General features: G+C 67.3%; 24 protein-coding genes and 1 pseudogene. 14 read left to right on the plus strand and 11 right to left on the minus strand.

Features of this window, described 5'->3' with window-relative positions; genetic code table 11:
• From OG405_RS07155 to OG405_RS07165, 3 genes are all read right to left on the minus strand, one after another.
• The gene (locus OG405_RS07155) at positions 1–492 is read right to left on the minus strand and encodes a hypothetical protein (protein WP_327150830.1); all 492 of its coding nucleotides are present in this window, start codon (positions 490–492) and stop codon (positions 1–3) included.
• Between the two features lie 247 nt (positions 493–739).
• A complete protein-coding gene (locus OG405_RS07160) occupies positions 740–1,495 on the minus strand; it encodes a nucleotidyltransferase domain-containing protein (protein WP_327150831.1) in 756 nt (251 codons plus the stop codon).
• A 38-nt stretch (positions 1,496–1,533) separates the two neighbouring features.
• Positions 1,534–2,292 carry a TetR/AcrR family transcriptional regulator C-terminal domain-containing protein gene (locus OG405_RS07165; RefSeq protein ID WP_327150832.1) on the minus strand — a complete coding sequence of 253 codons (759 nt, stop codon included), beginning with the start codon at positions 2,290–2,292 and terminating at the stop codon, positions 1,534–1,536.
• Positions 2,293–2,346: 54 nt separating this feature from the next.
• Here OG405_RS07165 and OG405_RS07170 point away from each other — a divergent pair, with 54 nt between their 5' ends.
• Together OG405_RS07170 and OG405_RS07175 are read left to right on the plus strand one after the other, a co-directional pair.
• On the plus strand, positions 2,347–3,831 hold the full coding sequence (locus OG405_RS07170) for an MFS transporter (RefSeq protein WP_327150833.1): 1,485 nt from the start codon (positions 2,347–2,349) through the stop codon (positions 3,829–3,831).
• Between the two features lie 265 nt (positions 3,832–4,096).
• Positions 4,097–6,337, plus strand: coding sequence for an Imm49 family immunity protein (locus tag OG405_RS07175; RefSeq protein WP_327150834.1), 2,241 nt, complete (start codon positions 4,097–4,099; stop codon positions 6,335–6,337).
• 51 nt (positions 6,338–6,388) lie between these two features.
• On the opposite strand, the gene OG405_RS07180 is transcribed toward OG405_RS07175, so the two are convergent.
• Together OG405_RS07180 and OG405_RS07185 are read right to left on the minus strand one after the other, a co-directional pair.
• Positions 6,389–6,742, minus strand: a complete 354-nt coding sequence (locus OG405_RS07180; protein ID WP_327150835.1) for a ferredoxin family protein — start codon at positions 6,740–6,742, stop codon at positions 6,389–6,391.
• On the minus strand, positions 6,739–8,328 hold the full coding sequence (locus tag OG405_RS07185) for an FAD-binding protein (RefSeq protein WP_327150836.1): 1,590 nt from the start codon (positions 8,326–8,328) through the stop codon (positions 6,739–6,741). The genes OG405_RS07180 and OG405_RS07185 overlap by 4 nt, the downstream gene beginning before the upstream one ends.
• A 242-nt stretch (positions 8,329–8,570) precedes the next feature.
• Here OG405_RS07185 and OG405_RS07190 point away from each other — a divergent pair.
• Both OG405_RS07190 and OG405_RS07195 read left to right on the plus strand, forming a co-directional pair.
• A pseudogene (locus OG405_RS07190) lies at positions 8,571–8,837 on the plus strand (ABC transporter substrate-binding protein); the annotation flags it as partial.
• A 50-nt stretch (positions 8,838–8,887) separates the two neighbouring features.
• Positions 8,888–10,108 carry an MFS transporter gene (locus tag OG405_RS07195; RefSeq protein WP_327150837.1) on the plus strand — a complete coding sequence of 407 codons (1,221 nt, stop codon included), beginning with the start codon at positions 8,888–8,890 and terminating at the stop codon, positions 10,106–10,108.
• 113 nt (positions 10,109–10,221) lie between these two features.
• Here OG405_RS07195 and OG405_RS07200 read toward each other — a convergent pair whose 3' ends face one another.
• The gene (locus tag OG405_RS07200) at positions 10,222–11,187 is read right to left on the minus strand and encodes a LysR family transcriptional regulator (protein ID WP_327150838.1); all 966 of its coding nucleotides are present in this window, start codon (positions 11,185–11,187) and stop codon (positions 10,222–10,224) included.
• Positions 11,188–11,282: 95 nt separating this feature from the next.
• Between OG405_RS07200 and OG405_RS07205 the strand changes: the two genes are divergently transcribed.
• Positions 11,283–12,476, plus strand: coding sequence for an MFS transporter (locus OG405_RS07205; RefSeq protein WP_327150839.1), 1,194 nt, complete (start codon positions 11,283–11,285; stop codon positions 12,474–12,476).
• Positions 12,477–12,485: 9 nt separating this feature from the next.
• Here OG405_RS07205 and OG405_RS07210 read toward each other — a convergent pair whose 3' ends face one another.
• The gene (locus OG405_RS07210; protein ID WP_327150840.1) at positions 12,486–13,721 is read right to left on the minus strand and encodes a cytochrome P450; all 1,236 of its coding nucleotides are present in this window, start codon (positions 13,719–13,721) and stop codon (positions 12,486–12,488) included.
• A gap of 241 nt (positions 13,722–13,962) precedes the next feature.
• Between OG405_RS07210 and OG405_RS07215 the strand changes: the two genes are divergently transcribed.
• The 6 genes from OG405_RS07215 to OG405_RS07240 all read left to right on the plus strand — a co-directional run bounded on the left by OG405_RS07215 (position 13,963) and on the right by OG405_RS07240 (position 18,855).
• Entirely contained in the window at positions 13,963–14,790 is an 828-nt protein-coding gene (locus tag OG405_RS07215; RefSeq protein ID WP_327150841.1) for a mycofactocin-coupled SDR family oxidoreductase, read from the plus strand.
• A 68-nt stretch (positions 14,791–14,858) separates the two neighbouring features.
• Positions 14,859–15,806, plus strand: coding sequence for an endonuclease/exonuclease/phosphatase family protein (locus tag OG405_RS07220; RefSeq protein ID WP_327150842.1), 948 nt, complete (start codon positions 14,859–14,861; stop codon positions 15,804–15,806).
• Positions 15,807–15,850: 44 nt separating this feature from the next.
• A complete protein-coding gene (locus OG405_RS07225; protein WP_327150843.1) occupies positions 15,851–16,093 on the plus strand; it encodes a hypothetical protein in 243 nt (80 codons plus the stop codon).
• A gap of 718 nt (positions 16,094–16,811) precedes the next feature.
• Positions 16,812–17,684: a helix-turn-helix domain-containing protein gene (locus OG405_RS07230; RefSeq protein ID WP_327152254.1), complete on the plus strand. Its 873-nt coding sequence runs from the start codon at positions 16,812–16,814 to the stop codon at positions 17,682–17,684.
• Positions 17,681–17,884: a DUF397 domain-containing protein gene (locus tag OG405_RS07235; RefSeq protein ID WP_442790672.1), complete on the plus strand. Its 204-nt coding sequence runs from the start codon at positions 17,681–17,683 to the stop codon at positions 17,882–17,884. The genes OG405_RS07230 and OG405_RS07235 overlap by 4 nt, the downstream gene beginning before the upstream one ends.
• 170 nt (positions 17,885–18,054) lie before the next feature.
• The gene (locus OG405_RS07240) at positions 18,055–18,855 is read left to right on the plus strand and encodes a polysaccharide deacetylase family protein (RefSeq protein WP_327150844.1); all 801 of its coding nucleotides are present in this window, start codon (positions 18,055–18,057) and stop codon (positions 18,853–18,855) included.
• 212 nt (positions 18,856–19,067) lie between these two features.
• Here the strand turns inward: OG405_RS07240 and OG405_RS07245 are convergent, their stop codons facing one another.
• A complete protein-coding gene (locus tag OG405_RS07245; protein WP_327150845.1) occupies positions 19,068–19,331 on the minus strand; it encodes a helix-turn-helix domain-containing protein in 264 nt (87 codons plus the stop codon).
• Between the two features lie 73 nt (positions 19,332–19,404).
• Between OG405_RS07245 and map the strand changes: the two genes are divergently transcribed.
• A complete protein-coding gene (gene map, locus OG405_RS07250; protein ID WP_327150846.1) occupies positions 19,405–20,172 on the plus strand; it encodes a type I methionyl aminopeptidase in 768 nt (255 codons plus the stop codon).
• Between the two features lie 184 nt (positions 20,173–20,356).
• A complete protein-coding gene (locus OG405_RS07255; RefSeq protein ID WP_327150847.1) occupies positions 20,357–21,424 on the plus strand; it encodes a hypothetical protein in 1,068 nt (355 codons plus the stop codon).
• A gap of 262 nt (positions 21,425–21,686) precedes the next feature.
• Here the strand turns inward: OG405_RS07255 and OG405_RS07260 are convergent, their stop codons facing one another.
• The 3 genes from OG405_RS07260 to OG405_RS07270 form a co-directional block, all read right to left on the minus strand.
• A complete protein-coding gene (locus tag OG405_RS07260) occupies positions 21,687–23,063 on the minus strand; it encodes a TldD/PmbA family protein (RefSeq protein WP_442790734.1) in 1,377 nt (458 codons plus the stop codon).
• A 17-nt stretch (positions 23,064–23,080) separates the two neighbouring features.
• On the minus strand, positions 23,081–24,586 hold the full coding sequence (locus OG405_RS07265; protein WP_327152256.1) for a TldD/PmbA family protein: 1,506 nt from the start codon (positions 24,584–24,586) through the stop codon (positions 23,081–23,083).
• 99 nt (positions 24,587–24,685) lie between these two features.
• Complete coding sequence (locus OG405_RS07270; RefSeq protein WP_327150849.1) at positions 24,686–25,453, minus strand: TSUP family transporter; 768 nt, start codon at positions 25,451–25,453, stop codon at positions 24,686–24,688.
• Between the two features lie 68 nt (positions 25,454–25,521).
• Between OG405_RS07270 and OG405_RS07275 the strand changes: the two genes are divergently transcribed.
• Entirely contained in the window at positions 25,522–26,691 is a 1,170-nt protein-coding gene (locus OG405_RS07275) for a sensor histidine kinase (protein WP_327150850.1), read from the plus strand.
• Positions 26,692–26,718: the final 27 nt, after the last annotated feature.

Genomic DNA, 26,718 nt, shown 5'->3' on the forward strand with positions numbered 1-26,718 from the left:
TCAGAGGGTCCAGCTGCTCTGGATGAAGTAGTCGCTGGTGGCGAAGAGGATCTTCGCCGCTGTCTGCTGGTTGTCGATGCCGAAGGCGACCAGTCCGTGGCGCGGTCGGCCGGGCTCCAGGAATCCGGACGGGTACGCACCGGGCACGTCGGTCAACGGATACACCGTCGTGCCGTCGGCGGTCACCATGCGCAGGTCGAGCGTCGGCAGGAAGTAGGGGTTGCCCGCGGTCTGTTCGGCGGCGACGTCGTAGACCAGGACCTGCTGACCGTCGGCGCGCGGCGCGACCTCGGTTTCGGCGGGCCGGACGGTGACCGCCATATCGCCCCCGGTGCGGACCGGAAACGTAGTGCCCAGCGGTCCGGCGGGAACCGGATCCTCGGCGACCGCCGACGGCGGTCCGGGTAGCACCGGTACCGGCTCGGCGACCGCGGCGGTGACCGAGAACAGCGGTAGAACGACGGCAGCGGCGGCCATGACGGTCTTTTTCACGTGGATCCTTCGGAGTCGTCGGCCCTCGGGCGCGATATCGGTACCGGCACGCCGTTGGCCGGGCGCTGCGAGAGGCGCCGTGGGAACGACGCGTCCCGATGAGCCGCTTCCTGGTACCGGGTACTCGGGCGGCGGCCCTCCGCGAGCCTAGAAGACAGCCGGCTACCCCCGCATCCCGGAAAACGGAACTTCGCGAATATGTGATTTTCGATCTTGCCGAGTCCATACCGTGACCCGGGCCGGGCGATCAGGAGCCGTCGGCCGCGGCGAAGAGTTCTCGGGCCGCATCCACTGCCCGAGCCAGGACTGCCGGGTCGTTCGTCAACCCGCCCACGATCTCATCGATATCACGTAACCCGGCCCGATCCAGCAGCCGTTTCTCGTTGGTGACCCATTCACCGCGCGCGGCCGCGATCGCATGCGCCGTCTGCATCGCCGCGGTGGCCAGCGCGCCGGCGGTTTCGGTGAGCCGCCCGTGCGGGACGTAGGCGGTCCGGGCGTAGTGCAGGGTCAGCGCGGCCTGTCTGCGCCAGATCGGTGGTGCGATCTCCCGCATGGCCGCCGGGAATCCGGGTCGCGGCAGTCTGCCCCGCAGCATCTGTGCGTGCGCGAGTTCGCCCACCACCAGATAGGCCGGAATCCCCGCCAGGTGGAACGCGAGCGGTTCCCACCGGAATCGGCCCAGTTCCGCTTCGGCGCGTTCGTGTTCGACCACGGTCAGATCCCGGTAGTGCACATCGACCGCGCGGTCGTCGATCGTCAGCCATGCGCCGCCGTTGAACACCCCACCCCATGCCCCGAGCTCGGACACCTCTCCGGCCCAGCCCACCGCGCGCAGGTCGGCAGGTTCGAAGCGGTCGCGGTAGTAGAGCGCGAAGTCCCAATCGCTGTCGGGCGCGTGGGTGCCCTGCGCCCGGGATCCGCCCAGCGTGACGGCGACGACGTTCGGCAGTGCGGCGAGACGGTCGGCGACCGATGCCGCGAATTCGTTGTCGGGGAGCACGTTTCCTTCCGATATCTGCCGGATCGGCCCGGCGGTTGTCACGGGTGGTCGGATTCGTCTGCGGTGACGGGGTCGGCACCCGCCGGTTCCGGGGTTCCCTGGGCGCGTAGCCGGGCCTCGAGCCCGTCCAGCAGGCACAGCAACCCGAAATCGAAGCCGATGGCGTTGCCGACGGCGGAATCCTCCGGCATGAGTGTCCGGTAGTCCGCGCGCATCTGCGGATAGTCCGCGCTGAGTTCGTCGAGCATCCGCATCACCTGGTCGCGGTCGACGGAACCGCCGTGGGCCTGCTCCATCGCGATCAACGGAACGACCTGGCCGAGTACGAAACTGGTGACGGTGCCGCTGGCGAGGTAGACGTCCAATCCTCGGAAGCCCGCCTCGGTGAACGCCTGCCGTAGCCGTTCGGTCAGCCGGAAAGCTTGCGGACCGACACTCGGTATCCGGCCGATGAGTGTCGCCGACCACGGGTGGGCCAGTAGCGCGCCGCGGAAGTTGTAGGCGAAGGTACTGAGCAGTTCGCGCAAACCGGCTGTGTGTTCCAGGCCCGCGCCGTCGACCGCCCCCCAGATCTCGTCCAGCGCGAGTTCGAGCAGTTCGTTCTTGTTCGCGACGTACCAGTAGAGGCTGGTGGCGCCCGCGTCGAGTTCGGCGCCGAGTCTGCGCATGCTGAGTGCGTCGAGGCCCTCTTTGTCCAGGATCGCGACCGCGGCCCGCACGATCTGCTCCCGGTCCAGGCCCGCGGTCCTCGGTTTGCGCGGCGGGCGGGTCCACACGCTGCTGAACTGGTCGGTCACCTCTCGATCCTAACCTGTGTCGCACAGTGTGCGATTTCATCGTACAGTGTGCGGGTGAACTCGAACACTGTACGAGACCCGCGCCGCTGGCTCGTTCTCGCCGCGCTCTGCCTGGCGCTGATGGTGCTGATGATCGACAGCACCGTGCTGAACATCGCCATCCCGTCCCTGATCCGCGAACTCGACGCCACCCCCTCCGATATCCAGTGGATCCTCGATTCCTATGTGCTGGTCTTCGCCGGACTACTGCTCACCGCGGGTAGCCTGTCCGATCGGTTCGGCCGCCGGCTGATGTTGATCCTGGGCCTGACGGTCCTGGGCGTGGGCTCGCTGGCCGCGGTGCTGGCCACCGAGCCCTGGCAGGTCGTCGGCGCCCGGGCCGTCATGGGCGTCGGCGGTGCGCTGCTGATGCCCTCGACGCTGTCGATCCTGATGACCACCTTCGACGAGGACGAACGCCGAATGGCGCTGGCCGCCTGGTCCACCGTCTCGATCCTCGGTATCGTCGCGGGCCCCACCCTGGGCGGTCTGCTGCTGGAGCATTTCTGGTGGGGATCGGTGTTCCTGCTGAACATTCCGGTGGCCGTGCTGGCGATCGTCGCCGCACTCGTGCTGATGCCCGAGACCACCGGTGAACAACGCCCGATCGACGGGGTGGGAGCGGTGTTGTCCGTCCTCGCGCTCGCCTCCACCGTGTACCTGGTCATCGAGCGGGAGTGGAATATCGCGGTGCTCGTCCTGGCGGTCGTATCCGCCGGCGCGTTCGTGCTGTGGGAGCGGCGGCAGGAGCATCCGATGCTGCCGCTGGGACTGTTCGCCAACCGCGATTTCACCGGTACCTGCGCTACGGTGCTGCTCATGGTGTTCGGTATGGGCGCGGTGATGCTGATGCTCACCCAATACCTGCAGTTCGTTCTCGGCTACGGTCCGATGAAAGCCGGTCTCGCGCTACTGCCCTATGCCCTGGCCGGGGCGGTGTTCAACGGGCTCGGTGCGACCCTGGGCAAGAACCTGGCGAACAAGACGCTGATCGTCGCGGGATTGGCCGTGATGTCGGTCGCCTTCGCGATATTGGCCACGGGCACCGGATATCTGTGGGTCCTGGTGAGCATGCTGGTCATGGGTATCGGCGGTGGTCTGGCCGGTCCGGCCGCCTACACCGCGATCATGAACGCCATACCGCTGCGGCACGCGGGCGTGGGCTCGGCGCTCAACGACACCCTCCAACAGGTCGGTATGGCACTGAGTATCGCCATCCTGGGCAGTGTGCTGGCCGGAGTGTTCACCACACAGATGCCGGCCGACGCACCCTCGGCGGCTCGTGAATCCATCGGCGCGGCATTCACACTCGGGTACTCCGATATCGCGAAGACCGCTTTCACCGAGGCAGTATCGGTCGGAGCGTGGGTGAGTGCCGGCTTCAGTGCGGCGGCCGCCCTGCTCGGCGCGATCGTCCTGCGTGCCCACCCGGCCACCGCCGCACGCGAAGAATCGCCCGCCGCGGCAATCCCGGTCCGCAATCCTGCCCTCGACGCGTGATCTGGCGAAAACAGCGGTAGCGGAGCCTGGTCAGGTCAGATCACCTACGCAGGTGATCACGGATGGTTTCGCGTCGTCGTTCCGGACTGGTGAGGTCGCGTGTCCCACTGTCGACTTCCTCGAGCCCGCCCCGCCAGTTGGTTTCCGGAGGCGGGAAAGTGGATACCTGAGGTCGTGCCGACATGGCAGCTCGGAATGTTCGCCCCGACGGGGTGGGGATCTGCTTACGGGTGGGTCGGTGGGTGTCGCGTGAAGGTAGGTGTGGATGTCGACAGTCTCGGAGCAGACTGCGCAACGGCAGTTCGCGTTGCAGGTCTATCAGGAGATGATGAAGGTCGGCGCCAGCGCGGTGGCGTATGACCCGGATGAGTTCGTCATCCGATACAACGACGGCGTGGTGCTCGATCTGAGCAACATCTTCCAGCAGGTGCGGGATTTCTCTGCCGCGGAACGACAGGTCGAGGTGGAGCGGTTCGCCGCCGCGATGCTCGCCCCAGCTCCGGCACTGTCGAGCTGGGACCAGGTCCGTCCGCTGTTGCGACCCGTTCTGCGGCCCTGCACGCACATGCTCGAAGATTCAGATTCCCGGTTGCGGCGGCCGGCTTTTCCGTTCATCGACGAGATGGTGGCAATCGATGAGCCGGGCCGGATCGTACTCCCGGCACAACAGCAGCTGGTCGAATGGGGCGTGGGCGCGGAGGAGGTGTTCGAGGCCGCGCGGCGGAATCTCGCTGAAACGGTCTTCACCACCGAGTTCGACGAGGATGCCGTAGTCCGTATCGTCGTAGACGACCCGAGCTATCTCCCGTCGTGGCTGCTCGTCCCGGGTTGGCTGGCGGCGTGTACCCGCGGCTACCGGCATCGGCCGGTGGCATTCATTCCGGATTACACGTCGTTGATCGTCGCTCCAGGTGATCCGGAACTGCTCGAGCATCTGTATCAGACCGTGGAGCAGGAAGTCCGTGACGCCGCCCGACCTCTGTCACCGCAGGCCTACACCGTCGACGACAACGGGATGGTGGTCCCACTGGATCGGGCGATCACCGGACCGTTGCCGCCCGTCGTCGACCGAGCCCGGACGCTGCTGGCCTACACCCGATACGGAGCGCAGCGCGACTGGCTGCAGCAGAAATACAACTCCGACGCGGTGATGGACGGGGACTTGAACGAGTCTGAGTCTCTCTTTGTCGCCGACATCGTGGTGGGCCAACAGAAGGAGGATGGTTCGCCGCAGATGGTGACGGTGTGGGGCGAAGGGGCACACGCGTCGCTGCCCGAGGCGGATTACATCGCTTTCGTATGTGAGGACAGGGAACAGACACTCATGGTTCCGTTCCAGGCCGCGGTGGAGATCACCGGCATCACGCCGATCCCCGGGCTTCGGCCGACTCGATACAGTGCGGTCGACTGGCCCGACCCTGTTGCATGGTCCCGCCTTTCCGAGGCGGCTGTGGCGACCGAATCGATGGATCGGGACCCGCGGAGCGTTGCGACATCGGGGGACCACATGACCTCGACAACCGACTACGACCGTTTCGTCGATACCAGCGACATTGTCACCGATATTGTGTACCGCCAAGTGGTCGATTCCGAGCTGACCGCCCGAACCATTCTGGCCGAGCGCTTGACCGACAGCCCGCTCACCGCCTTGCGGGACATCGCCCCCCATTTCCTAGGTCTCGCAGGGTATTTCAGCCGCGGCGATTTCGGTGATGGCTCGGGAATCGTCCGTTCCCACGCTGACTCGGCCGCCAACGCGTTGGTGGCCCGGTTACAGTCGGCGCGCCGGCCGGTAGGTGCCGGCTACGTCTCGATGATCATCGATGACGACGTATTCCAGATCCCGGCTACGGGCGGCGCGTCACCACCGTTGCCGGCCTCGGATTTTCTGTCCGCCCTGTGGATCAGCGTTGTCACACGCAACCCACGGCTGCTGATGTTTCTGCTGGGCAGTGCAGACCACCCCGGCTACCCGCTCGCTGAGACGAATGACTACGCGAGTCTGTGGGGGCTGGCGTGGCAACAAATCCACTGCGGCGACCCGGCAGTCCACGACACTTTGCACGCAGCCCAGAATGCCGCCCAGGCGGCGCGCGACGAGTATGCCACCCTCTGCGCGGCTCCGGCGATCCAGGCGCTACAGGCTGCCGTCGGTGGTACGCCAACCGAGTTCAACACCGCGTTCGTCGACGCCCTGCGGCAGTACAGAAGCTTCTCGGGAACGAGCGAAAGAAGCCTGATATCAGCCGGTTTCGTCGCCTGGCATCTGCTCGCACTGGCCTGCTTCGCGACCGATCGCGGTCTCCCGCTCACCGTCGCCTCGGACTACCTCCCGCCTGCCCTTCTCGATCGTGCGTGGACGCTCCCCCTCGCCGACGACATCATCCGCTACCCCAACTCGACGCACGACGATGATGGCGACCCGCTCCCTGTGCTCCGTCTCGGCGTCGACGGCCGCTGGGAGTTCGCCGGCTGGCCCAGTGACGTGAATGGAGGGTCCCGGTAGCGTCGGCCGAGGCGATGGCCGCGCAGTTCGACCGTATCCAGAGCGAAGCGATCAACTTGTGAGCGGTGCCCCGTTGGGCTGGAGTGCCGGGCCGAGCGCCTGGAGGGTGCCGGGTTTGCGGCCCTTGCCCCACCCGATCTGTGCGCGGTAGCTGCCCAGCAGTCCGCTGCGGACCATTTCTTCCTGATCACCGGCTGTCGAGGATTCGGGTTCCGGGGTCGTGCGGGGGGACACGAACAAGGCGTCGGCCGGGCAGTTCGCTTCGCACTGGAAGCAGGTTTGGCAATCGCTGTGCCGGCTGATCACCGGGATACCGTCGGCGCCGCGGTCGAAGACATTGGTCGGGCAGACCATGACGCATTTATCGCAGGCGATGCAACGCTGCGCGGAGACGAGTTCGATCACGACGCCACCGCCACGGGGATCGCCGCCTGCTCCGGGCGGACCCAGATCCGGTCCAGTCCGCCGGTGATCAGGCGATGGTGCTGACCGGGATCCTGGTCGGGGAAATCGAGTCGTTTCGCCATTCCGCGGGTCTCGGTGCGCGCCAGTGCCGCCCGGTACATCCACCGCGCGTGTGCGGTCATCGCCGCGGCCTGCCGGGTGCGCACGCGTTCTTCACCGTCGCCGCCCAGGGATTCGCGGATATCGGTCCAGATCGTGTCCAGTGTCGTCAGCGATTCGGTCAGCACACTGCCGCGGCGCAGATAGTTCTTGTCGTACGGCAGGACCTCCCGCTGTACGGCCTCCACCACGCGGCGTGGATCGCGGTCGATCCGGCGGCCCTCCGGCCGGGCACCGGCCGTTCCGATTCCGGTAAGCCGCCGGCCCGCCGCGCCGGCGCCGACTGCCAGCGCGTATCGGGCGGCTCCCGCACCGGCCCAGGTGCCCGAGGAGATCGCCCACGCGGCATTGTGGCTGCCGCCGCCGGTGAAGCCGCCGCAGATCAGTTCGCGGGTCGCGGCATCACCGGCGGCGTAGAGACCTGGCACGCTGGTGCCGCATTCGTCGGTGACGAGGCGGATCCCGCCGGTGCCGCGAACGGTGCCCTCGGCGATCAGCGTGATCGGGAATTTATCGGCGAACGGGTCGATTCCGAGCCGGTCGAAGGTCAGGAAGAAGTTCGGCTGGGCGCGGCGCATGGCCGCGCGGGCCGGTTCGTCGGCCCGGTCGAGACGGCAGAAAACCTTGTCGTGCAATAGCTCCGCGGCGATCGGGGAGCGGTTGCGTCCGCTGGCGCCTTCGAGCACGCTACCGTCGGCACGGTAGAAGGTGGCGAAATGATAGAAGGCTGTCTTCGTCACCGAGGTCCCCTCCGGCGCGATGCCGTAGGCGTTGGAGAATTCCATCCCGGACAGTTCGGCCCCGGCTTCCACGGCGAACAGTGCGCCGTCACCGGTGTTCACGTCACAGCCCAGCGCCTTGGACTGGAAGGCGCAGCCACCGGTCGCCAGTACCACCGCGCCGGCCCGGACCCGGTAATTCTCCCCGGCTTGCCGCCGATAGCCCGCGGCTCCCGCGACGGCACCCGCCGCATCGACGAGTAGTTCGGTGACCGGGCTGTGGTCGAGGATCCGCACACCGGCACGATGGACGCGAATCCGCATCCGGCGCATGTATTCCGGGCCCTGCAGTCCGTTGCGAAGTTGCCTACCGTCCGGCCCGACCGGGAACGGGTAGCGGCCCTGCTCGGCGAGTTCGTTCAGCCGGTCGTAGGTCTCGTCCAGCACCCGCGCCGACCAGCGTCGATCGGCCAGGTAGCCACCCAGGCTCTCACGGCTCGCGATAGCGGCCTCACGTTCGACGGGGTCCGGCGGGACATACCAGACGCCGGTACCGGCAGAGGCGGTGGCGCCACTGGTCCCGCAGTAGCCCTTGTCGGCGAGCACCACGTCCGCGCCGGCGCGGGCGGCCCGCAGGGCGGCCCAGGTGGCAGCGGGGCCACCGCCGATCACGAGAACATCGGTGCTCGAGTCGTGCGCATCCGTCATTCGAACCCCTTGTTTATGAGCGACTGCCGCGTCGGCGCGGGTCACAGTGACGAATGCCAGGCTGCACCGGGCAGCGCAGGCGGACAACGTTTGGAATCGCGAATAGCGCAAATCTCGTTGCCGCTCGGCGGTGTCGTCATGATCACGCAATGCCTAAACGTGTGCAGGCTCTGCTCTTCGCGCTGCTCGCGGCCGTCTCCTCGATTTCGGCGTGCGGCACCTCGTCGGAAGCCAGGACGACCGGTGCCTTCAGCCACGGCACCTATATCGTCCGCGACGATTTCGCCCGTCACCGCGACGCCGTGGCCGATCTGACCCAGGGCACCGCCCGCGCGATCCGCTGGGCGCAGACCACACCGGGCGATCAGGTGGTCGCGCAATTCAAGGACATCATCACCCGGCGGGGACGCGAAGGCGAGAGCCCGGACAAGGCGAACTACTGGAAGAGCACCGGTGTCGCCGGATCCGGTGGTGTCACGCGCGAGCGGGAGATCCAGTTGTGGATCGACTGACTGGTCCGCAACGGCGAGGTGGAGAGCGCAGCGACCGAGCAGAACATATGACCTCCACCTGGACAACTCTGCGACCACTGCTACCCACTGTTTTCCTCCCGTCCGCCGTATTCGGGATAGGTCAGGGTGCGGGTTCCCCCGTGATCGCCCTGACGGCCCGTGATCTCGGTGCCTCGGTGGGTGTGGCCGGAGTGATCGTGGCCCTCGTCGGTCTCGGCGCGGTACTGGGCGATCTTCCGGCGGGCCGGGTGGTGGCCCGGTTCGGGGAGCGACGGTCCATCATCGCGGGATCGATGATCGGCACCGTCGGTGTGCTGCTGTCGCTGCTGGCGTGGACGCCCGTGGTGCTGGCGCTCGGCGCCCTGCTGACCGGGGTGTCGAACGCGGTGTGGGGACTGGCGCGGCAGAGCTATCTCGCCGAAGTGGTACCGGTACCCATGCGGGCGCGGGCCATGGCGACATTCGCGCTCATGTGGCGGCTGGGCTTTCTCATCGGGCCGTTCGCCGGTGCGCTGGTGATCCTCGGGATCGGGACCCGCGGCGGATTCGCTGTTCAACTGGCCGGTGTGGTCATTTCCGGCTACCTGATGTCGCGGGTTCCCGACCCGTCCCGCGCCCACGATGCGCCGGTGGGCGGGGTCTCGCTGGGGACGATCCTGCGCCGGCATCGCCGGTTGCTGGTGACGTTGGGCGCGGGATCGATGCTGATGGGGGCGGCCCGGGCGGCACGGGAAGCGGCGTTACCGTTGTGGGCCGACCATATCGGCCTGGACGCCGCCTCGGCCTCCATGGTGTTCGGTATCGGGGCCGCGTTCGATCTGCTCTGTTCGTATCCGGCCGGGCAATTGATGGACCGCTACGGTCGCCGGTTCATCGCGGTGCCCTCGCTGCTGATCATCGCGCTGTCCTATTTCCTGCTCCCGATCTCGCACAATGTGTGGACTATCGGTGCGGTCGCGGTGATCATGGGTATCGGTAACGGGTTCGGTAACGGCGTGATCATGACATTGGGGGCAGATATCGCACCCGCCGCCACCCGCGCGCAATTCTTGGCGGCCTGGCGGCTCACCCACGATTTCGGAATGTTCCTGGGTCCACTGGCCGCGGGCGTCGCCGCGACGGTGGTCGCACTGGGGCTCGCGGTCGTCGGGCTGGGCATGGTGTCGACGACCGGTGCGGCGGTGATGTACCGGTACATTCCGCGGTTCGTCCCCGCACCGGCACGGGGCGTTGCCGATGCCGTGCCGGTGCGGACGAGTACGCACTGAGCCGGGGAACTCGTGATCGATACGACGCCGCTACGGTGCGGTAGCCGGCCGGATCCGGGCCGAATACGTGTGAATGGGGTACGACGTCACATACGCCGATCGGTACGCGCCGCTCACGGATCTTGCCGGTGGCCGTTATCCGAGGCCGACGGTACCGCGCCGGCCGTGGCGAGCTGCCCGGGTCCGGGTGTACGCATCGGTTTCCGGAGCAATGCCGCCAGCTTCGTCAGGTGCGCGCACGGGGGTGTGGTCCGCCAGATCAACGCGAGTCGCGATTCTTCGTCGAATCCGGTGACGTGGACGTAGCGCAGGTCGGACCGCGGGTTCCGCTCGGCGACCGGGCTACAGACGAGCATCGCGTACCGTCCGGTCGCGGCAAGAGTCAGCCCTTCCTGGAGCGTCGCCGCATCGACCGTTCCGGTGATCGGTTTCCCGAGCGGCGTGAAACGCGGGAAGTGCACATCCTGCCAGTATTCGGGGGCGGGGCCGTCCACCGCTACGAGATCGACAGCGGCCAGCGCTTCGGCGTCGATACGCTCCACACCCGCCAGGGGGTGACCGTTCCCGACGGCCAGCATCCGGGGCGCGGGCGGGAAGATGTAGCCGACCGAAAGCTCCGGCTCCCGCACCGGCAGCAGCGCTACGGCGGCATCGATGTGACCGCGTTGCAGAGCCCCGAAGGGATCGCCGAGCGGTAGCTCTCGCAGTGAGAGCGCCACATCCGGGTTCTCCCGGCCGAAGCGGGTCAGACCCGCGGTGATCGTCTCGTAGGCGATGCCTTGGAAACCTATGCGGATCGGGTCGGCCCGCACGGCGTGCTGCCGCGCAGTGTCGACTACCTCGGCCAACCGGGTGTACGCAGGGCCCATCCGGTCCACGAATTCGGCGCCGGCATCGGTGAGTGCCACCCGGCGGCTGGTGCGGTCCACGAGCTGCGTCCCGATTTTGCGTTCCAGCGCGGCGACGAGTTGGCTGACCCGGCTCTGCGAGACCCGCAGTCGCTGTGCCGTCCGGCCGAAGTGTAGTTCTTCGGCGAGTATCAGCAGGCACTCCAGCTCACGCACGGGAAGGTCCGGCATGCCGCTCCTTCCGTCGCGGGATCGATCAGTTCAACTGATCGAACAATGAGATGATCGCTGTTGTTCCGCGACGGCGGTCGCTCTTGACTGGATTCATGTCCACTATGAGTGAATCGCGGGCACGCCCCGCCGATCCCACCGACCGCTGGCCCGCGATCGTGGTGCTGGCCCTGGCCACCTTCATGGTCGTCACCTCGGAGATGCTTCCGGTCGGCGTGCTGACCCCGATGTCGGAAGGGTTGAGTATCTCGCCGGGAACCGCGGGCTTCAGCCTGGCGATCACCGGTGTCGTGGCCGCGTTCGCGGCTCCCTTCGTCCCTCGGGCGATCGGCGGGCTGGACCGGCGTGGTGTTCTGGTGGCGGCGGCTCTTGTGCTGGCCACCGGTAATCTGATCACCGCGGCAGCTCAGAGTTTCGCGGTGCTCGCGCTCGGCCGTATCATCGTCGGCTTCGCGATGGCCACCGTATGGGCACTGGCGGTAGCGTCCGCCACCCGGCTGGTCAGGGCGGACCGAGTAGGTCTCGCGGTGTCCACGGTCACCGGCGGTGTCGCGGTGGCCTCCGTTCTGGGGGTCCCGTTCGGCACCTTCCTCGGCGATATCGCGGGCTGGCGCAGCGCCTTCGGTGCGCTTGCGCTGGCCGCTGTCGTGCTCGCCGCAGGGCTCGCGGCGCTTCTGCCGCCGTTGGCGCGGCAACATGGCGCCGGGACAACCGGCAACTTCCGTTCACTGCTGGCGATTCCGGCGGTCCGGTGGGGTTTGATCGCGGTGATCCTCGTGGTCTCCGCGCATTTCGCGGCCTATACGTATGTGCGGCCCGCGCTGGAAACGCTGTCGGGTGTGCACGGTTCCGGTATCTCGTTGTTGCTGCTCGTGTACGGGGTTTTCGGGATCGTTGCGAACTTCGCCGCCGGCGCCGCCGCGGCGCGGTGGGTCCGGCCGACACTGCTCGTGCTGGCGATCGGTATGACCGGTGCGCTGCTGGCGCTACCAGCGGTGGGGAAAGCTCCGTTCGGTGCCGGCGCGGTGTTGGTGCTGTGGGGGCTGTCCTACGGCGGTGTCTCGGTCTGTGCCACCCTCTGGGCGGTTCAGGCCGCACCTGATCGGCGGGAAGCTGTCACCGGCCTGTTCGTCGGCGCTTTCACCGGAAGTATCGCGCTGGGGTCGTTTCTCGGCGGGGTGGTCCTGGACGGGGCCGGATTATCCGTGCTGTTCTGGGGTGCGGCGGGCGCGGCGGCCGTGGCCGTCCTGACGCTGATTCCCGGTCGTGGCGGGGTAGCTGCCAGATGACCTGTGGGTTCAGCCGAACAGCAGTGGTGGTGTCGGCGGGAAGGTGACCGGCAATTCCACGAGGGTGCGATGCAGTGGGCCCGGCCGCCAGACCAGCTCGTCCGCCGGCACCGCCAGCCTGATCTCGGGCAGTGCGTCGAGCAACTGGTCGATGGCCTCTTGCGCTATCAGGTAGGCGGTGGGCTGCGCCGGGCACGCGTGCGGCCCGGCGCCCCAGGCCAGATGGGACCGGTTACCGGTATGGTCGCCGGCGCGGATCTCCGGATCGTCGTTGCATCCGGCGAGGCTGATCACCACCGGTTGGTGCGCGGGCAGCCAGACACCGTCGACCAGGATCGGCTGGCGGGGATAGGTGACGCTGGCATTGGGCAGGGGCGGGTCGTCGAAGAGCACGTCGTCGAGGGCGTCCCGGGTCGCCAGCGCGCCGCCGTGCATTTCGTCGGCGAATCTGTCGTCGGTGAGGATCAGCGACAGTGTGTTGATGATCAGGCTCTGCATCGGACCCATACCGACGCCGTAGAGGGCGACCACCTGGTGCGTCATCTCGGTTTCGTCGAGTCCGGCCCGGTGGTGCAGCAACCGGGTGGTGACATCGTCGCCCGGTTCTGTCCTCTTGGCGGCCACCAGTTCCTGCACCGCCTCCCCGAACATCAGATTGCCCTTCTCCGCGTCGACCCCGTCGAAGATGGCGGCGGTCGCGGCGGCGGCGCGGGCGCTGATATCCGGCGGGCAGCCGAGCATCGCATTGATGACCTCGAAGGTCAGCGGAAACGCGTACTGGGCGACGAGATCGGCCGAACCGGCCGCGCAGAACGAATTGATCAGCGGTACCGCGAAGCGTTCGACAGTACCGCGCAGCGCGTGCAGGTCGACCCCGTTCAGGGCGGCGGTGGTGGCGCCCCGGTAGCGCGCGTGTTCGGCGCCGGCGCTGCGCGGAGCGTTCGGGCGCCACTGCAGTACCGGCAGTACCGGACAGTCGGCGGGGACGGTCTTCTCCCAGCGGCGGGGATCTGCGGGGAACCGTGCGGGGTCGTTCAGAATGCGCAGTGCGGCGCGGTAGCCGATCACCAGTGTCGCCGGTACTCCGGGTGCCAGGTCCACGGGAACCAGTGCGCCGTAGCGCTTCCGCATCTCCCGGTACCCGCGGTGTGGATCGGCGGCGAATTCGGCGGAATACAGCGCGACACGCTGTTCGTCGCCCCGTCCGGGCACCTGCGGGGGCACGGGGTCGGGCGGCGTGTTCATGGTATTGCTCCAAGCAGTTCGGCAGATAACGGCAGGGGCGATCGAGAAGCGTCGGCTCGGGTGGTGGTTCGGCCGGTTCCGCTGCGCTGCGGGCACCGAGAGCATAGGTGATTCGGCGCCGGAAAGGTTGCGCCCGGGTTGCCGCTCGTGGGCACAGCGGGCCATCGACTTTCGGCAGTGGCTGTCATATCGTCGGTTCTACGGTAGACGATCAGCATTCGGTGCGGATACGGAGTAACTCATGGGCAAATTGGACGGCAAAGTCGCCTTCATCACCGGCGCCGGGCGGGGCCAGGGACGGACGCATGCTGTGCGGTTCGCTCAGGAGGGCGCCGATATCGTCGCCGTCGATACGACCGCCCGGGTCGACACAGTCCCTTATCCGCTGGCCGGTGCCGATGACCTCGCGGAAACGGTGCGGCTGGTGGAGGCCACCGGTCGCCGTATCGTCGCCCGGGACGCCGACGTTCGCGATTTCACCGCCCTGTCCGCGGCGGTCGCCGCGGGCGTGGACGCGTTCGGCCGCCTCGATATCGTGGTCGCCAATGCCGGTATCTCCAGCCCCGCTCCGACTCTGGAAATGAGCGAAGAGGTCTGGCAGGACATGATCGATATCAACCTCACCGGTGTGTGGAAGTCGCTGAAGGCCGCTGTTCCACATGTCATCGATGGTGGCCGCGGTGGTTCCGTGGTGATCACCAGTTCGCTGGCCGCGTTCCACGCCAACGAGTACACCGCGCACTACTCGGCGGCCAAATCCGGTCTGGTGATGCTGATGAAAGTACTCGCCAAAGAACTCGCCCCGCACAATATCCGGGTCAACACCGTGCACCCGACAACCGTGGCCACGGAAATGATCCTCAACGACGCGACCTATCGCCTCTTCCGTCCCGACCTTGCCGACCCGGACCGTGCCGATTTCGAAGAAGCGGCCCGCACTCTCAACCGGCTCCCGGTCGCGGCCCTGGAACCGGAGGACATCACCGCTACAGTGCTGCACCTGGTCTCCGACGAGGCCCGCTACACCACCGGGACTACTCAGTTGATCGACGCCGGTGGGGCTCTCTGACCACCGGTCCGATGTGACTGCAAGGTCTTCGAAAGGTTCTCTCGAGCGCGCCGGATAGATTTGCGGCTATGACGCGCAGAATTGTCCGCCGGGTGCTGCTCGGCGCGGGCTGGTGTGCGCTGCTGGCCGGGGTGCTCGGGATCGCCCTCTACCTCGGGGGCTGGCAGCGCCGGGAACTGATCCTGCTGGCCTCGGGCGCGACCTATCTGATGCTCGCGACCGTAATCGCGCTGCTGCTGTTCCTGACCGCGCGCGGCTGGCGCAGCGCCGCGGCGGCGGCGGTCGTGCTCGCCGGGGTGCTGTGGACCCAGCTGCCGCTGTTCGTCCCGGACAGCCGGGCCGCCACCGGCGCCGAACTGACAGTGCTGCAATCGAATCTGTTGTTCGGCGGTGCGGATACCGACGCGCTCGTGACCGCGGTCCGTGAACGCACCGTCGATGTGCTCACCGTGGACGAACTCACTCCCGAAGCGGTCGACGCGCTGACGGCGGACGGTCTGGGCGATCTCCTGCCGTACAGCTATCTGGATCCGGGTCCCGGCGGCGGGGGCACCGGCATCTACAGTCGCTTCCCGCTGTCGGATCCGGTGCGGCACCAGGAGTTCGTCCTGGGCAATCTGTCCGCGACACTCACCCATCCCGCCCTCGGACCGGTCACGGTCTACGCGTTCCACCCGCTGCCGCCCACAGCGGACACGGAGATATGGGCGCGGGAGATGAGCGCGGTCGACACGATTCTGCGGGAATCGAGCGGCCCGGCGGTGGTCGGCGCCGATTTCAACGCCACCAGCGACCACGCGGCATTCCGGCGTCTGGTGGGCGGAGATTTCGCGGCCGCCGCGGAACAAGCGGGAGCGGGAAGGCTGCTCACCTATCCGGCCGATAAACCGTGGGGGCCGCTGATCGGTATAGATCATATTCTGGTATCCGGCGGTACCACCGATCACATCAGCACGTTCACCCTCGCCGGTACGGACCACCGCGCCGTCGTGGCCCGCCTCCGGCTCACCCCCTGATCCGCACGCATATCCGTAATCCGTCCGAAAACCCAGGAGAGAAAATGTATTCCGGCACCCGTTTGCGCACTGTCACGGGCACTGTGGTGATCGCCCTCGCGGCCGGTCTGGGTTCGGTCGCCTGTAGCAGTGACCGCTGGTGCGAATTCGACGCGACCGATACCAGGGTCGCCGATTCGTACTGCGAGAAAGGAACTCCCGGCTACGAATGGGAACCCGACAGCGACGGCAAGAACAACAGCAAGAAGAAGCCGAGCAAGCCCACCACCTCCAAACATAAGCACTGAGCCCGCGTGATCGGCATCGCGCCACCGGAGCGGTGAAGGCGAATCCCGGCGCGCGGGTGGCCGATATCAAGCCGGTTCTACGGGATCGTCGGCCGAATCACGTCCGGGAGTCGAGGCGGGTGCTACGTCCTAGTCGACAGGTACGTCGACAGGTACAAGGAGTTGGCCGAGACAACCGAGGAACGTGCCGACGCGCCAGGTGGCCTCATTCGCATCGCCGCCGATCCCGATATGGAGATCGACTGCACCGGACGGGTCGAAAGTGCACGAGCAGATCCCACTTCGATCGGCGGTATGGACCGGCTGGAGTTCGGGTCGGGGCGGTCTCGATGCGGTATGAGCCGACCCGGCGACCATTCCACTCAATGCGAGAAGACCTGTAGTAGTACGTAATTCGATCGAATTGCGTGGGCGATCGCGTGACACGGCGGTATTTCTCCTGGCATAGTTCTGGTGCGCACTCGGTGCAGGGTCCGACAGGAGTATCGAGGTGACCGATACGGACCATCTGCTCTCGGCATTCCGGGCGTCGAGTCGATGTTCCCCCGTTGCATCGGGGGAGGGCCTGCACCGAGCGCCTGTTCAGTAGAGCGTTGCCGCACCGTTTTTCGCAGCGGCATCGTGGTCGAATTCGCCGAACCCCCCGTACTTCCACGGCGGGGCATTCCATATTTCGAGCAACCGGTTAGCGAGGGAAACGATTATGGCCGCAGGATCCATGCTGCCGCGCCGAGCGCTGGGGCAGCAGCTCCGAAAGATGCGGGAACGCAACGATATGAGTCAGGCGGCGGCGGCCCGGGTGGCCGAGACGAGTCCGCAGACCTACGGACGCCTCGAGGACGGTCTGGTGACCAAAGTGACCGACCTCGTCCTCAACGCCTTGTCCAATGCTTTCCGGGCCACTGACGAAGAGCGCCGTCTGCTGCTGGATCTCGCAGTGGAGATCAGGACCACCACGGCCTCGGGTGCAGGTTGGTGGCGGGCCTACTCCGATGCAATCGCTCAGGGTTTCGACCATTATCTGGCGCTCGAGGAGGCGGCTACCTGGGTGACATCGTGGCAGACCACAGTGGTCCCGGGATTGCTTCAGACACGGGAATATCGCCGAGCTCTGACCTGGGCTTTGCTGCCGAACGGCTCCCCGGCCGAGGTTGAGCGACAACTCGACTTGGTCACGGAGCGGCAGAATTCGCTGGAGCGCGAGGGTTTCCGATTCGAAGCACTTCTCTACGAATCGGTGATTCGACGCCGCGTGGGCAGCTCGTCGGTGATCTCCGAGCAGATCGGACACCTCTTGGAACTGTCGGAAGCCCCCGGCGTGGAGATCAGGGTCGTGCCGTTCGGTGAAGCGAACCCGGTGGGCTTGGTCGCAAACAGCTTTGTGCTCTTCAGCTTTCCGCCGCTGCCCACTTCGAGGCTGGGAACGCCGCCAGTGGCTTATATGGAGGGCCTCACCGGCGGTCTGTACGTGGAACGAGATGCCGAGGTGTCCCGTTTTTCCCGCGAGGCAAGCCTGATCCGCCGTGTAGCGTTGTCCCCGATGGCATCCAGGGACCTGATGCTACGGGCACTGAAGGAGTTCGGATCATGATCAATCTGTCCGACGCGAAGTGGTTCAAGAGTTCGCGGAGCGCCGGTGGGCAGGATTGTGTCGAAGCCGCCCACCTCATCCGGGGCATGGTCGGTGTGCGGGACAGCAAGAACCCGGATGGTCCCGCTCTGGTCTTCGCTCCCGGCGTGTGGGATGCGTTCCTGAGCGCCGCGAAGAACGGCGGGTTCGACCACCGCTGACCCGGCCGACGCACTCCCGGTTCGCGTGAGCCGGGAGCCCAGCTCGTCGCTTCGCCATCGAAACCCCTGCGTGGCGGTCCGCGGTCCGTTCCGACCGCGCCGGTAGAGTCCGGAACGCTCGACCGCACGTCAATGGATCTTGTCGGTAGCACGATTCGATCGGGGTGGCGATGGACAGGCGTCGGATGTTGTCGTTGCTGGCGGCGGGCACCGCGGCGGTGTTGACCGGGTGTCACGCCGCGCAGGGTGAATCGGCCGTGGCAGACGAGGTGTATGCACCGGAAGCGGTGGATCCGCCCGTTGCGCCGCCGTCTCCGCTGCTGCGGCCGCCACCCGGTGGTCCGCGTAGGCCGATTCCGGCGGGCACCATCACCGCTCTTCCGGGGCCGGGGAGCAGTATGGCGCTCACGGTGGACGACGGGGTGAGTTCCGAGGTCGTCGGCGCCTATATCCGGTTCGCCCGGGATACCGGCGCCCGCCTCACCTTCTTCGTCACCGCCTGTTACGACTCCTGGCATGTGCACCGGGACGAACTGCGTCCCCTGGTTGAGGCCGGTCAGATCCAGCTCGCCAACCACACCTGGGCGCACGCCGACCTCACCGCGGTCTCGGAGTCCACCGTCGCGGATGAGCTGTCGCGCTGTAAATTGTTCCTGCACAATACTTTCGGAGTGACCGGCGCGCCCTATTATCGACCGCCGTTCGGTCGGCACAATGCCACGGTCGATCGGATAGCGGGCGATCTGGGGTACACCGTCCCGGTCATGTGGTACGGCTCGCTGTCGGATTCCGGCCTGATCACCGAGCAATATCTGGTCGAGTGTGCGCACAAATATTTCAACCCGCAGACGATCGTCATCGGGCACGCGAACTTCCCGCCGGTCACCCGGTGCTACAGGCAGCTGGTGGATATCGTTCGCGAGCGAGCGCTGTCACTGGTCACGCTCGACGACGTACTGACCGTCGTGTGAGCCGGGCCGCGATGGGTCGTGCTCAGCGGAAGAGTCGGGGTACACGGTGGGCGCAGGTTACGCCGACGGCCGACGCCGGCACGCTGTGCGGGGCCCGGGAGCGACCTCGCCGATCCGGAAGCCTCGCGGCCCGTACCGGTGAACCCGATTGTCACCGGATGTAGCCATGGTGACGCCGGGCGAGCCGGCCGTGGTGAATTGTGCCCGACCGGTCAGGCGGATTCGGCGAGGTTGTCCGCGGTCCAGATCTCGGCCAGCTCCGCGAGGGGGAGTTCGAGGACCCGGCTCAGCGAAACCACGGTGCCGAAGCCCGGTGAGGGAAGGCGGCCGGTTTCGATCTTGCGCAGAGTTTCCGGGGAGATACCGGCCGCGCGGGCGACCTCGGCGAGGTCACGTCCCCCGCGGGCGGTGCGCAATCGGAGTCCGAGGCGGCGGCCGGCGTCGATCTGGGTAGCGGTGAGGGGTAGGCGGACCATGTGCTCCACTCTAGGAGTGGTATTAATGTACCGCAAGGACGGTATAGAAATACCATAGACTGTGGAGGTTGTGATGGTGGAGTTGAAATCGGCGGACGAGATCGAGCGGATGCGCGTCGCGGGCGCGTTCGTCGCGGAGATCCTGGCGGAACTACGCGCGGCCGCGGCCGTGGGCGTGAATCTGCTGGACCTGGAGCTGATCGTGCGCGAACGGATCCGGCGACGGGGCGCGGTGTCGTGCTACTGGGACTACGCGCCCTCGTTCGGGCGCGGGCCGTTCCGCAATACGGTCTGCCTATCGGTCAACGATGCCGTTCTGCACGGTCTGCCCTTCGACTACACCCTGAACGACGGTGATGTGCTGACCATGGATCTGGCACTGAGTATCGACGGCTGGGTCGCCGACGCAGCCACCACCGTCATCGTCGGGACGGCCGACGCCGAGGATTCGCGCCTCGTGCGGGCCACCGAGGAAGCCCTGGCCGCGGCGATCGAAGCCGCGCAGCCCGGTAACCGGATCGGTGATATCTCGGCCGCCATCTCGGCCGTCGCCGCTGCCCACGGCTATCCCGTGAACACCGAATTCGGCGGTCACGGGCTCGGCCGGACCATGCACGAGGATCCGCACGTTTCCAACGCCGGGCGCGCGGGCCGGGGCTTCCGGTTGCGGCCCGGCCTTACCCTCGCCCTGGAACCGTGGTTCGCCGCGACGACAGACCGGATCGTCACCGACGCGGACGGCTGGACCATCCGCTCCGCCGACGGCTCCCGCACGGCTCATTCCGAGCACACCGTCGCCATCACCGCGGACGGCCCCCGGGTCCTCACCGTGGCAGCTTGACGTTGTGGTGACCGGCACGCCGCATGCCGTTCGGGTGTGACTCGCAGCGTTGAGTGGCGGTGTTTTCGTCCGGATACCAGCATGATCGCCGGGCACGGTCGGAGCATCGACCGACGTTCGGGTCAGAGACCGAGCGCGCTACTCAAAGATGGGAAACCGCCGGCAGTACGCGAGGATGGATATCGTGCATGAGGATGACCGCCCCGAGGCGTACATGGCCGAGGACCGCAAGGACATGACCGAGCCGGCGCGCGTCTTTCTGGACAGCTGGCTGGCCGACATGGGAAGTGCGCTGGCGCAGTGGCGCCGCTCCCATCTGCCCGCGGACTTTCCTTTCGACTTCACCCTCGACTCCCTGGACGCGCTCGAACCGATCGTGCTCGCGCGCTATCCGGACCAGGCCGCCCTCGACATCGAGGACAACGCGGAGTTCACCACCGGCACGGTGCGATACATCGGTGAAGTCCTGCTGCGTGTCACCCCGGCCCGCTGGGGTTATCAGGATCGTGCAGGTGACGACCTCAACCCCTACAACCGCACCCCGGTCATCCGCTCCAACACCCCGGCGGAGTTCACGACAGGTGTGATCCCGGAATTCTATCTGCGTCAGCTGGTCCGAGACCGAGATCGGGGCACCCTGCAGAAATCCGTTGCCCCGCTGCGGGCCGCCTGCCGGCATGCCGAGCGTGCAGACCCGCCCCTCACGCGCGACGCAGTTCCGGACTGGTGTGAATTCTTCACACTCGAGGAGTATCGCAGGTTCGCCGAAGAGGTGGACTCCGCCTTGGGGGCGTTCGGTGCCGACGGACAGGACATCGACGGCGGCTCTGTCAGCTTGGCTGCGGGCGATCCGGATCCCGAGGTGGAGTATTTCGACATCGAAGGACTGGCCGTCCAGTGCCGAGCAAGCGATATCGAAGACTGGTCGGTTCTCTGCTTCTCCGTGATCGACGGTTACGTCACAGGACAGCCGCAACGGGACTGGCTGACCGGAGTCTCTTTCGCCCAAGCTGAGGATCTGCTGGAACCGTGGCTGGCCGATGAGCCCGAGCTGTTGTTCGAGACCGGACCCGACGATAGTGAGCAACCCTTCTCGACCCGGCTCGAGGACGGCAGATACCTCCACTTCCTCGCCACGGTCGCGGACCTGGAGGACCTTCCAGAAATCACGACGTTCGTCCCCAACTCCGCGGTGCGAGCATGGAACATCCCTGTCGAGGAGCTCGTGCAGTGGGGGACTCAGCGCCTCTGAAGCCGAGCCGGCACGCCTGGGTCGCCGCATCAGGCAACGTTTCAGCAGGTAACCGGATCGACGGATATCGCCACCGATTGCTGTGCCGCGCTCGGCCCAGCGTCGGTAACCCGAGCCGTCCCTGCCGCACGCACGCCCGCAGAACCTCGTGATCGGCGCCAATCGGCATCACGAAAACACCGCCACTGTCCGCCGCGACTCACACCGTTCGGGCATGCCGTATGTGCCGCCCGTGCCCCGGAACGGAATCGTCGGGCCGGGCTCAGGTCGCTCGGCTCACCGACGACATGTGGAAATCCGGGATCCGCAGTGGCGGCATGGCAGTGCGAGTGAACCAGTCCTTCCACTCCCGGGGCAGGGTGGGCTCGGTGGCCCCGGCCTCGGTGACCCGGCGCAGCAGGTCCAATGGGCTCTCGTTGAATCGGAAATTGTTCACCGCCCCCGTGACCTCGCCGTTCTCGACCAGATACACGCCGTCGCGGGTGAGGCCGGTGAGCAGGAGAGTGGCCGGGTCGACCTCGCGGATATACCAGAGGGTGGTCAGCAGCAGCCCGCGTTCGGTCCGGGCGATCATCTCGTCCAGCGTCGCGGCGGAACCGCCGGTGAGGACCAGGTTCTGCACCGCGACAGTGGGGGCGGCGTCGTAATCGGCGGCGGTGGCCCGCGGGTACACGAGGTCGGAGATCGTTCCGTCGCGCAACCAGTCGACCCGCTGCGCGGGCAGCCCGTTGTCGAAGACCGATACCGTCTCCGAGGACGCTTGGGTGGCCACGAAGGGCAGACATTGCAAACCCGGAGCCTCGGGGTCAGAGAACAGCGTCAGCGGAATATCGGTGAGCTTCTCGCCGACTCGGGTGCCACCGGCGGCGGCGAAGGCGGTGTGGCCCTCCTGCGCCCCCCGGCCCTCCATCGACCAGTACATGTAGATCAACAGATCGGCGACCGCCGACGGCGGCAGCAGCGTTTCGTAGCGTCCGGCCGGCAGCTCCACCCGTCGCGCCGACCAGTCCAGCCGCCGGGCCAGTTCCGCGAGCAGCCCCGGAGTGTCCACATCGGTGAAATCGGTGGTGCCCGCGCCGACCCAGGCGCTGGCCAGGTCCGCTCCGTCACCGCGTTTGCCGTTGATCTCCACCGACCCGGTGGGCTGGGTGTAGCGGCGCCGGACACCGGTGGAGGTGCCCAGCCAAGTGGTCTGCACTTGATGATGCGCGAAACCGTAGAGGCGGTCGGCGCCGTCGAAACCGGTGGACAGATCGGCGGCGAGGTCGGTGAACACTTCGATTCCGGTACCGGCCGGCGCCTGCTCCCAATCCGGGGCCCCCGGCCCCGACTCGGGCAGCGGCATAGCGTCGCGGGCCGGTTCGGCCGTCCGGGCGGCCTCCTCGCTCGCCCGCACCACGGCCTCGATATCGGCGGGGTCGACGCTGGTCGACGCCACGCTGCCGACCCGCGCCGAACGCGGCCCGTCCCGGAACACCGAGACCACCGACCAGCGCCGCGATATCGAGGCGCCGTTGGTGGTCATGGAGTTCCCGGCCCAGCGCAGCGAGGCCTCGTATTCGTCGGTGACGATGACGATCGCCTCGTCGGCCCGCGACGCGGCCAGCGCTCGCTCGACCACCGCGCCCGCGGGCAGCACACCCGCACCGGTCACTGTCATCGCCCTGCCTCCGTCCGGGTGTTGAGTACGTTCACTCCGCGCACCAGCACCGACGGGCAACCGTGACTCACCGCCGCCACCTGGCCGGGCTGAGCCTTACCGCAGTTGAACGCGCCACCCAGTTGCCAGGTCGACGGACCACCGACCGCCTCCATCGAACCCCAGAAATCCGTGGTGGTCGCCTGATAGGCGACATCGCGCAATTGCCCGGCCAGCTCACCGCCGCGGATCCGGAAGAAACGTTGCCCGGTGAACTGGAAGTTGTAGCGCTGCATATCGATCGACCAGCTCTTGTCGCCGACGATATAGATACCGTCGGATACCCGTGAGATCAGCTCCGCCGTACTGGTATCGACATCGGGGTCGGGTTGCAGCGAAACATTGGCCATCCGCTGGATCGGCACATGATGCGGGGAATCGGCGTAGGAACATCCGTTGGAACGTTCCAGCCCCAGCCGTGGCGCGAAGACCCGGTCGAGTTGATAGCCGACCAGCACCCCGTCGCGCACCAGATCCCAGCGCTGACCGGCCACCCCGTCGTCGTCGTAACCGACGGTCGCGAGCCCGTGCGATTGCACACGGTCGGCGGTGACGTGCATGATCGGTGTGCCGTATCGCAAGGTACCCAATAGATCAGGGGTCGCGAACGAGGTACCGGCGTAGGCGGATTCGTAACCGATCGCCCGGTCGTACTCGGTGGCGTGACCGATGGATTCGTGGATGGTGAGCCACAGGTTCGTCGGGTCGATCACCAGATCGGTCGGCCCCGCGGTGACGGTCGGCGCCTTCACCTTCTCGGCCAGCCATTCCGGGATCCGGGCCAGTTCGGTATCCCAGTCCCAGGCTCCGTCGGCGCCGGTGAGGTACTCCCAGCCGCGGCCGACCGGCGGCGCCAAGGTGCGCATGGTCTCGAAACCGCCCGAGGCGGTATCGACAGTGATCGCCTCCAACTGCGGGTGCAAGCGCACCCGCTGCTGGATGATCGAGGAGCCGGCGGTGTCGGCGTAGTAGGTCTGTTCCTTGACCTGGAGCAGGGTCGCGGTCACATGATCGACGCCGTCGGCGGCCGTGAGCCGGCCCGAATAGTCCTGGAGCAGCGCTACCTTGTCCGCCGAACCGACGGTGAACGGATCGATCCGGTAGTCCGAGATCCAGCGCGCGTTCTCGTAGCGGGGTTCGTCGGCGAGCTCGACACGTTCCCGATTCAGCGCGCGCAGGGTGGTCGCCACAGCCACCGCCGAGCGCGCGACCTCGGCCGCGGTCTCCCGGGTCAGTGCCGCGTGCGAGGCGAAACCCCAGGTTCCGTCGACGATGACACGGACCGCGAACCCGAGCTCGACGGTATCGGTGAGCGCCTCCACCCGGCCGTCGCGTAACCGCAGTGTCTGCGTACACAACCGGTGTACCCGCAGATCCGCGTGTTCGGCCCCCGCCGCGCGGGCCGCCGACAGGGCCGCCTCCGCCAGCGCCGTCAACGGTAGGTCCGCGAACTCCGGATCGATAGCGTGCCCGGACGGTAGGCCGCCCGATTCGGTGGAGGTTGTCGCCGTCACCCTGCACAACTTAGTCCGCCGCAGCGGATCCCGGGCGGTGCGCCCCGGTCAGCCGAACTGCTGCCAGCCCAACCGGATCACCATGGCCACCACGACCACCAGTAACACCACCCGGACGAACTCCGCGCCCCGATCCAGGGCCATCCGCGAACCCACCACCGCGCCCGCGATATTGGCCAGTGCCATCGCCGCACCCAGCGCCCACAGCACATGACCGGTAGAACCGAAGAAGATCAGCGCCCCGATGTTCGAGCCGCAGTTGATCACCTTCGCCATCGCAGCCGCCCGCACGAACTCCGTGCCGAGCAGGGTGGCGAAGGTGATGATGAGAAATGTCCCGGTACCGGGCCCGAGCAGCCCGTCGTAGGCGCCGATGAGACCGGCGGCCAGCGCCACCACCAGGACGACCTTGCGCCGCGACGGGGGATGGGTGGCCAAGGTGATCCCGATCGACGGCCGAGCCGTCACGAAGATCGCCACACCGATCAGCACTGCCAGCACGATCGGGATGAACAGCTCCCGGTCGATGAGCGATACCGCCGCCGCGCCCGCCGCAGCGGTGCACGCCGCCAGCACCGCGGCGGGTAGCAGCAGCCGCCACTGGATCGGGACCCTCCGGGCGAAGGTGACCGCCGCGGCGGCCGTCCCCGCGACCGCCGACAGTTTGTTGGTGCCCAGCGCGGTCTGCGGGGCGAGGCCGGGCGCCACCAGGAGCAGTGTCGGCAACACGATCAGTCCGCCGCCGCCCACCACGGCATCCACCCAGCCGGCGGCAGCCGCGGCCGGCAGCAGCATCAGCCAGTCGGTCACATCCACCCGTCCAGCAAACCAGACGGTTTGCGGGTTCCGGTCGCCCGCTCACGTCGCCCTCCTAGGCTGGGCGGGTGCGCCGGTTCAGCTTGTGGCTCCGAGACAACCCCGTCTTCGCCGATTCCGTACTCGCGGCCTTACTGCTGTTGTTCGACCTCGCGGTGGCCCGCGACAGCACGAGCCCGGTCGCGTTCCTGGTGTTCTCCGTGCTCATCCCGCTGCCGATCGCCCTGCGCCGGATCTACCCGCGCGCCATGGCGGTGACGTTCATGGCGCTCTCGTTCTGCGCGACCACGATCGGCTATATCGTGGGCGATCCCACAGTGCACGGCGCGCTGCTCGGCCACGGGATCATGCTCTACACCCTGGTGGCCTATGCCGGCAGGCGTGCGGGTCTCTGGTACGCAGTGGCGCTGGTCGCCGATACCGCCTACGGCATGGCGCTGGTGAGCGGTTTCAAGGTTGGCGACGCGGCGTTCGTATCCATATTCTTCGCGCTGTGCTGGGCGCTCGGCGAGTTCACCGGCGCCCGCCGCGCCTACGACGCCGAGGTGGCGGCTCGGCTGGCCGTTGCCGATTCCGACCGGGAACGCCGCGCACACGACGCGGTCTCGGCCGAGCGCACCCGCATCGCCCGCGAACTGCACGATGTGGTCGCGCACGCGGTCAGCGTGATGATCGTCCAGGCCGACGGTGCCCGATTCGCCCTGCGCACCGATCCGGACACCACCGAGCAGGCGCTGGTCACCATCGCCGGAACCGGCCGCGAGGCCCTGCGCGAACTACGCCGCACTGTCGCCCTGCTGCGCACCGAACATGCCCCCGACGAGGTCCCGCAGCACGGCACCGCCGGGCTCGCGGCGGTCGTCCAGCTGATGCGCGACGCCGGTCTGGCAGTCGAACTGGAACTCGCCGGTGAGCTCGACGGCGTGGCGCCCGAGACCAGTCTGGGCATGCACCGCATCGTGCAGGAGGCGCTGACCAACACTCTGCGGCACGCCGGTGCCCATCCCAAGGCGTGGGTGCGGGTGCGACGTCACGCCGACCACATCGAAGTCGAGGTCACCGACTCCGGCGGGGTCCCGGTGCGGCCCGAGGACCGGATCGAGGGCAGCGGCCTGGGTCTGGCCGGTATGCGCGAACGGATGGCGGTACTGGGCGGCAGCCTCGAGGCCGGACGCCGGCCCGACGGCGCCTGGCGGGTATACGCCCGGATTCCGCTGTCCGCACCGGATCGGGAATAGGCGGTGCCCGCCGCTACATTGGATTCC

Source organism: Nocardia sp. NBC_01329 (genome assembly GCF_035956715.1).
Classification (GTDB): domain Bacteria; phylum Actinomycetota; class Actinomycetes; order Mycobacteriales; family Mycobacteriaceae; genus Nocardia.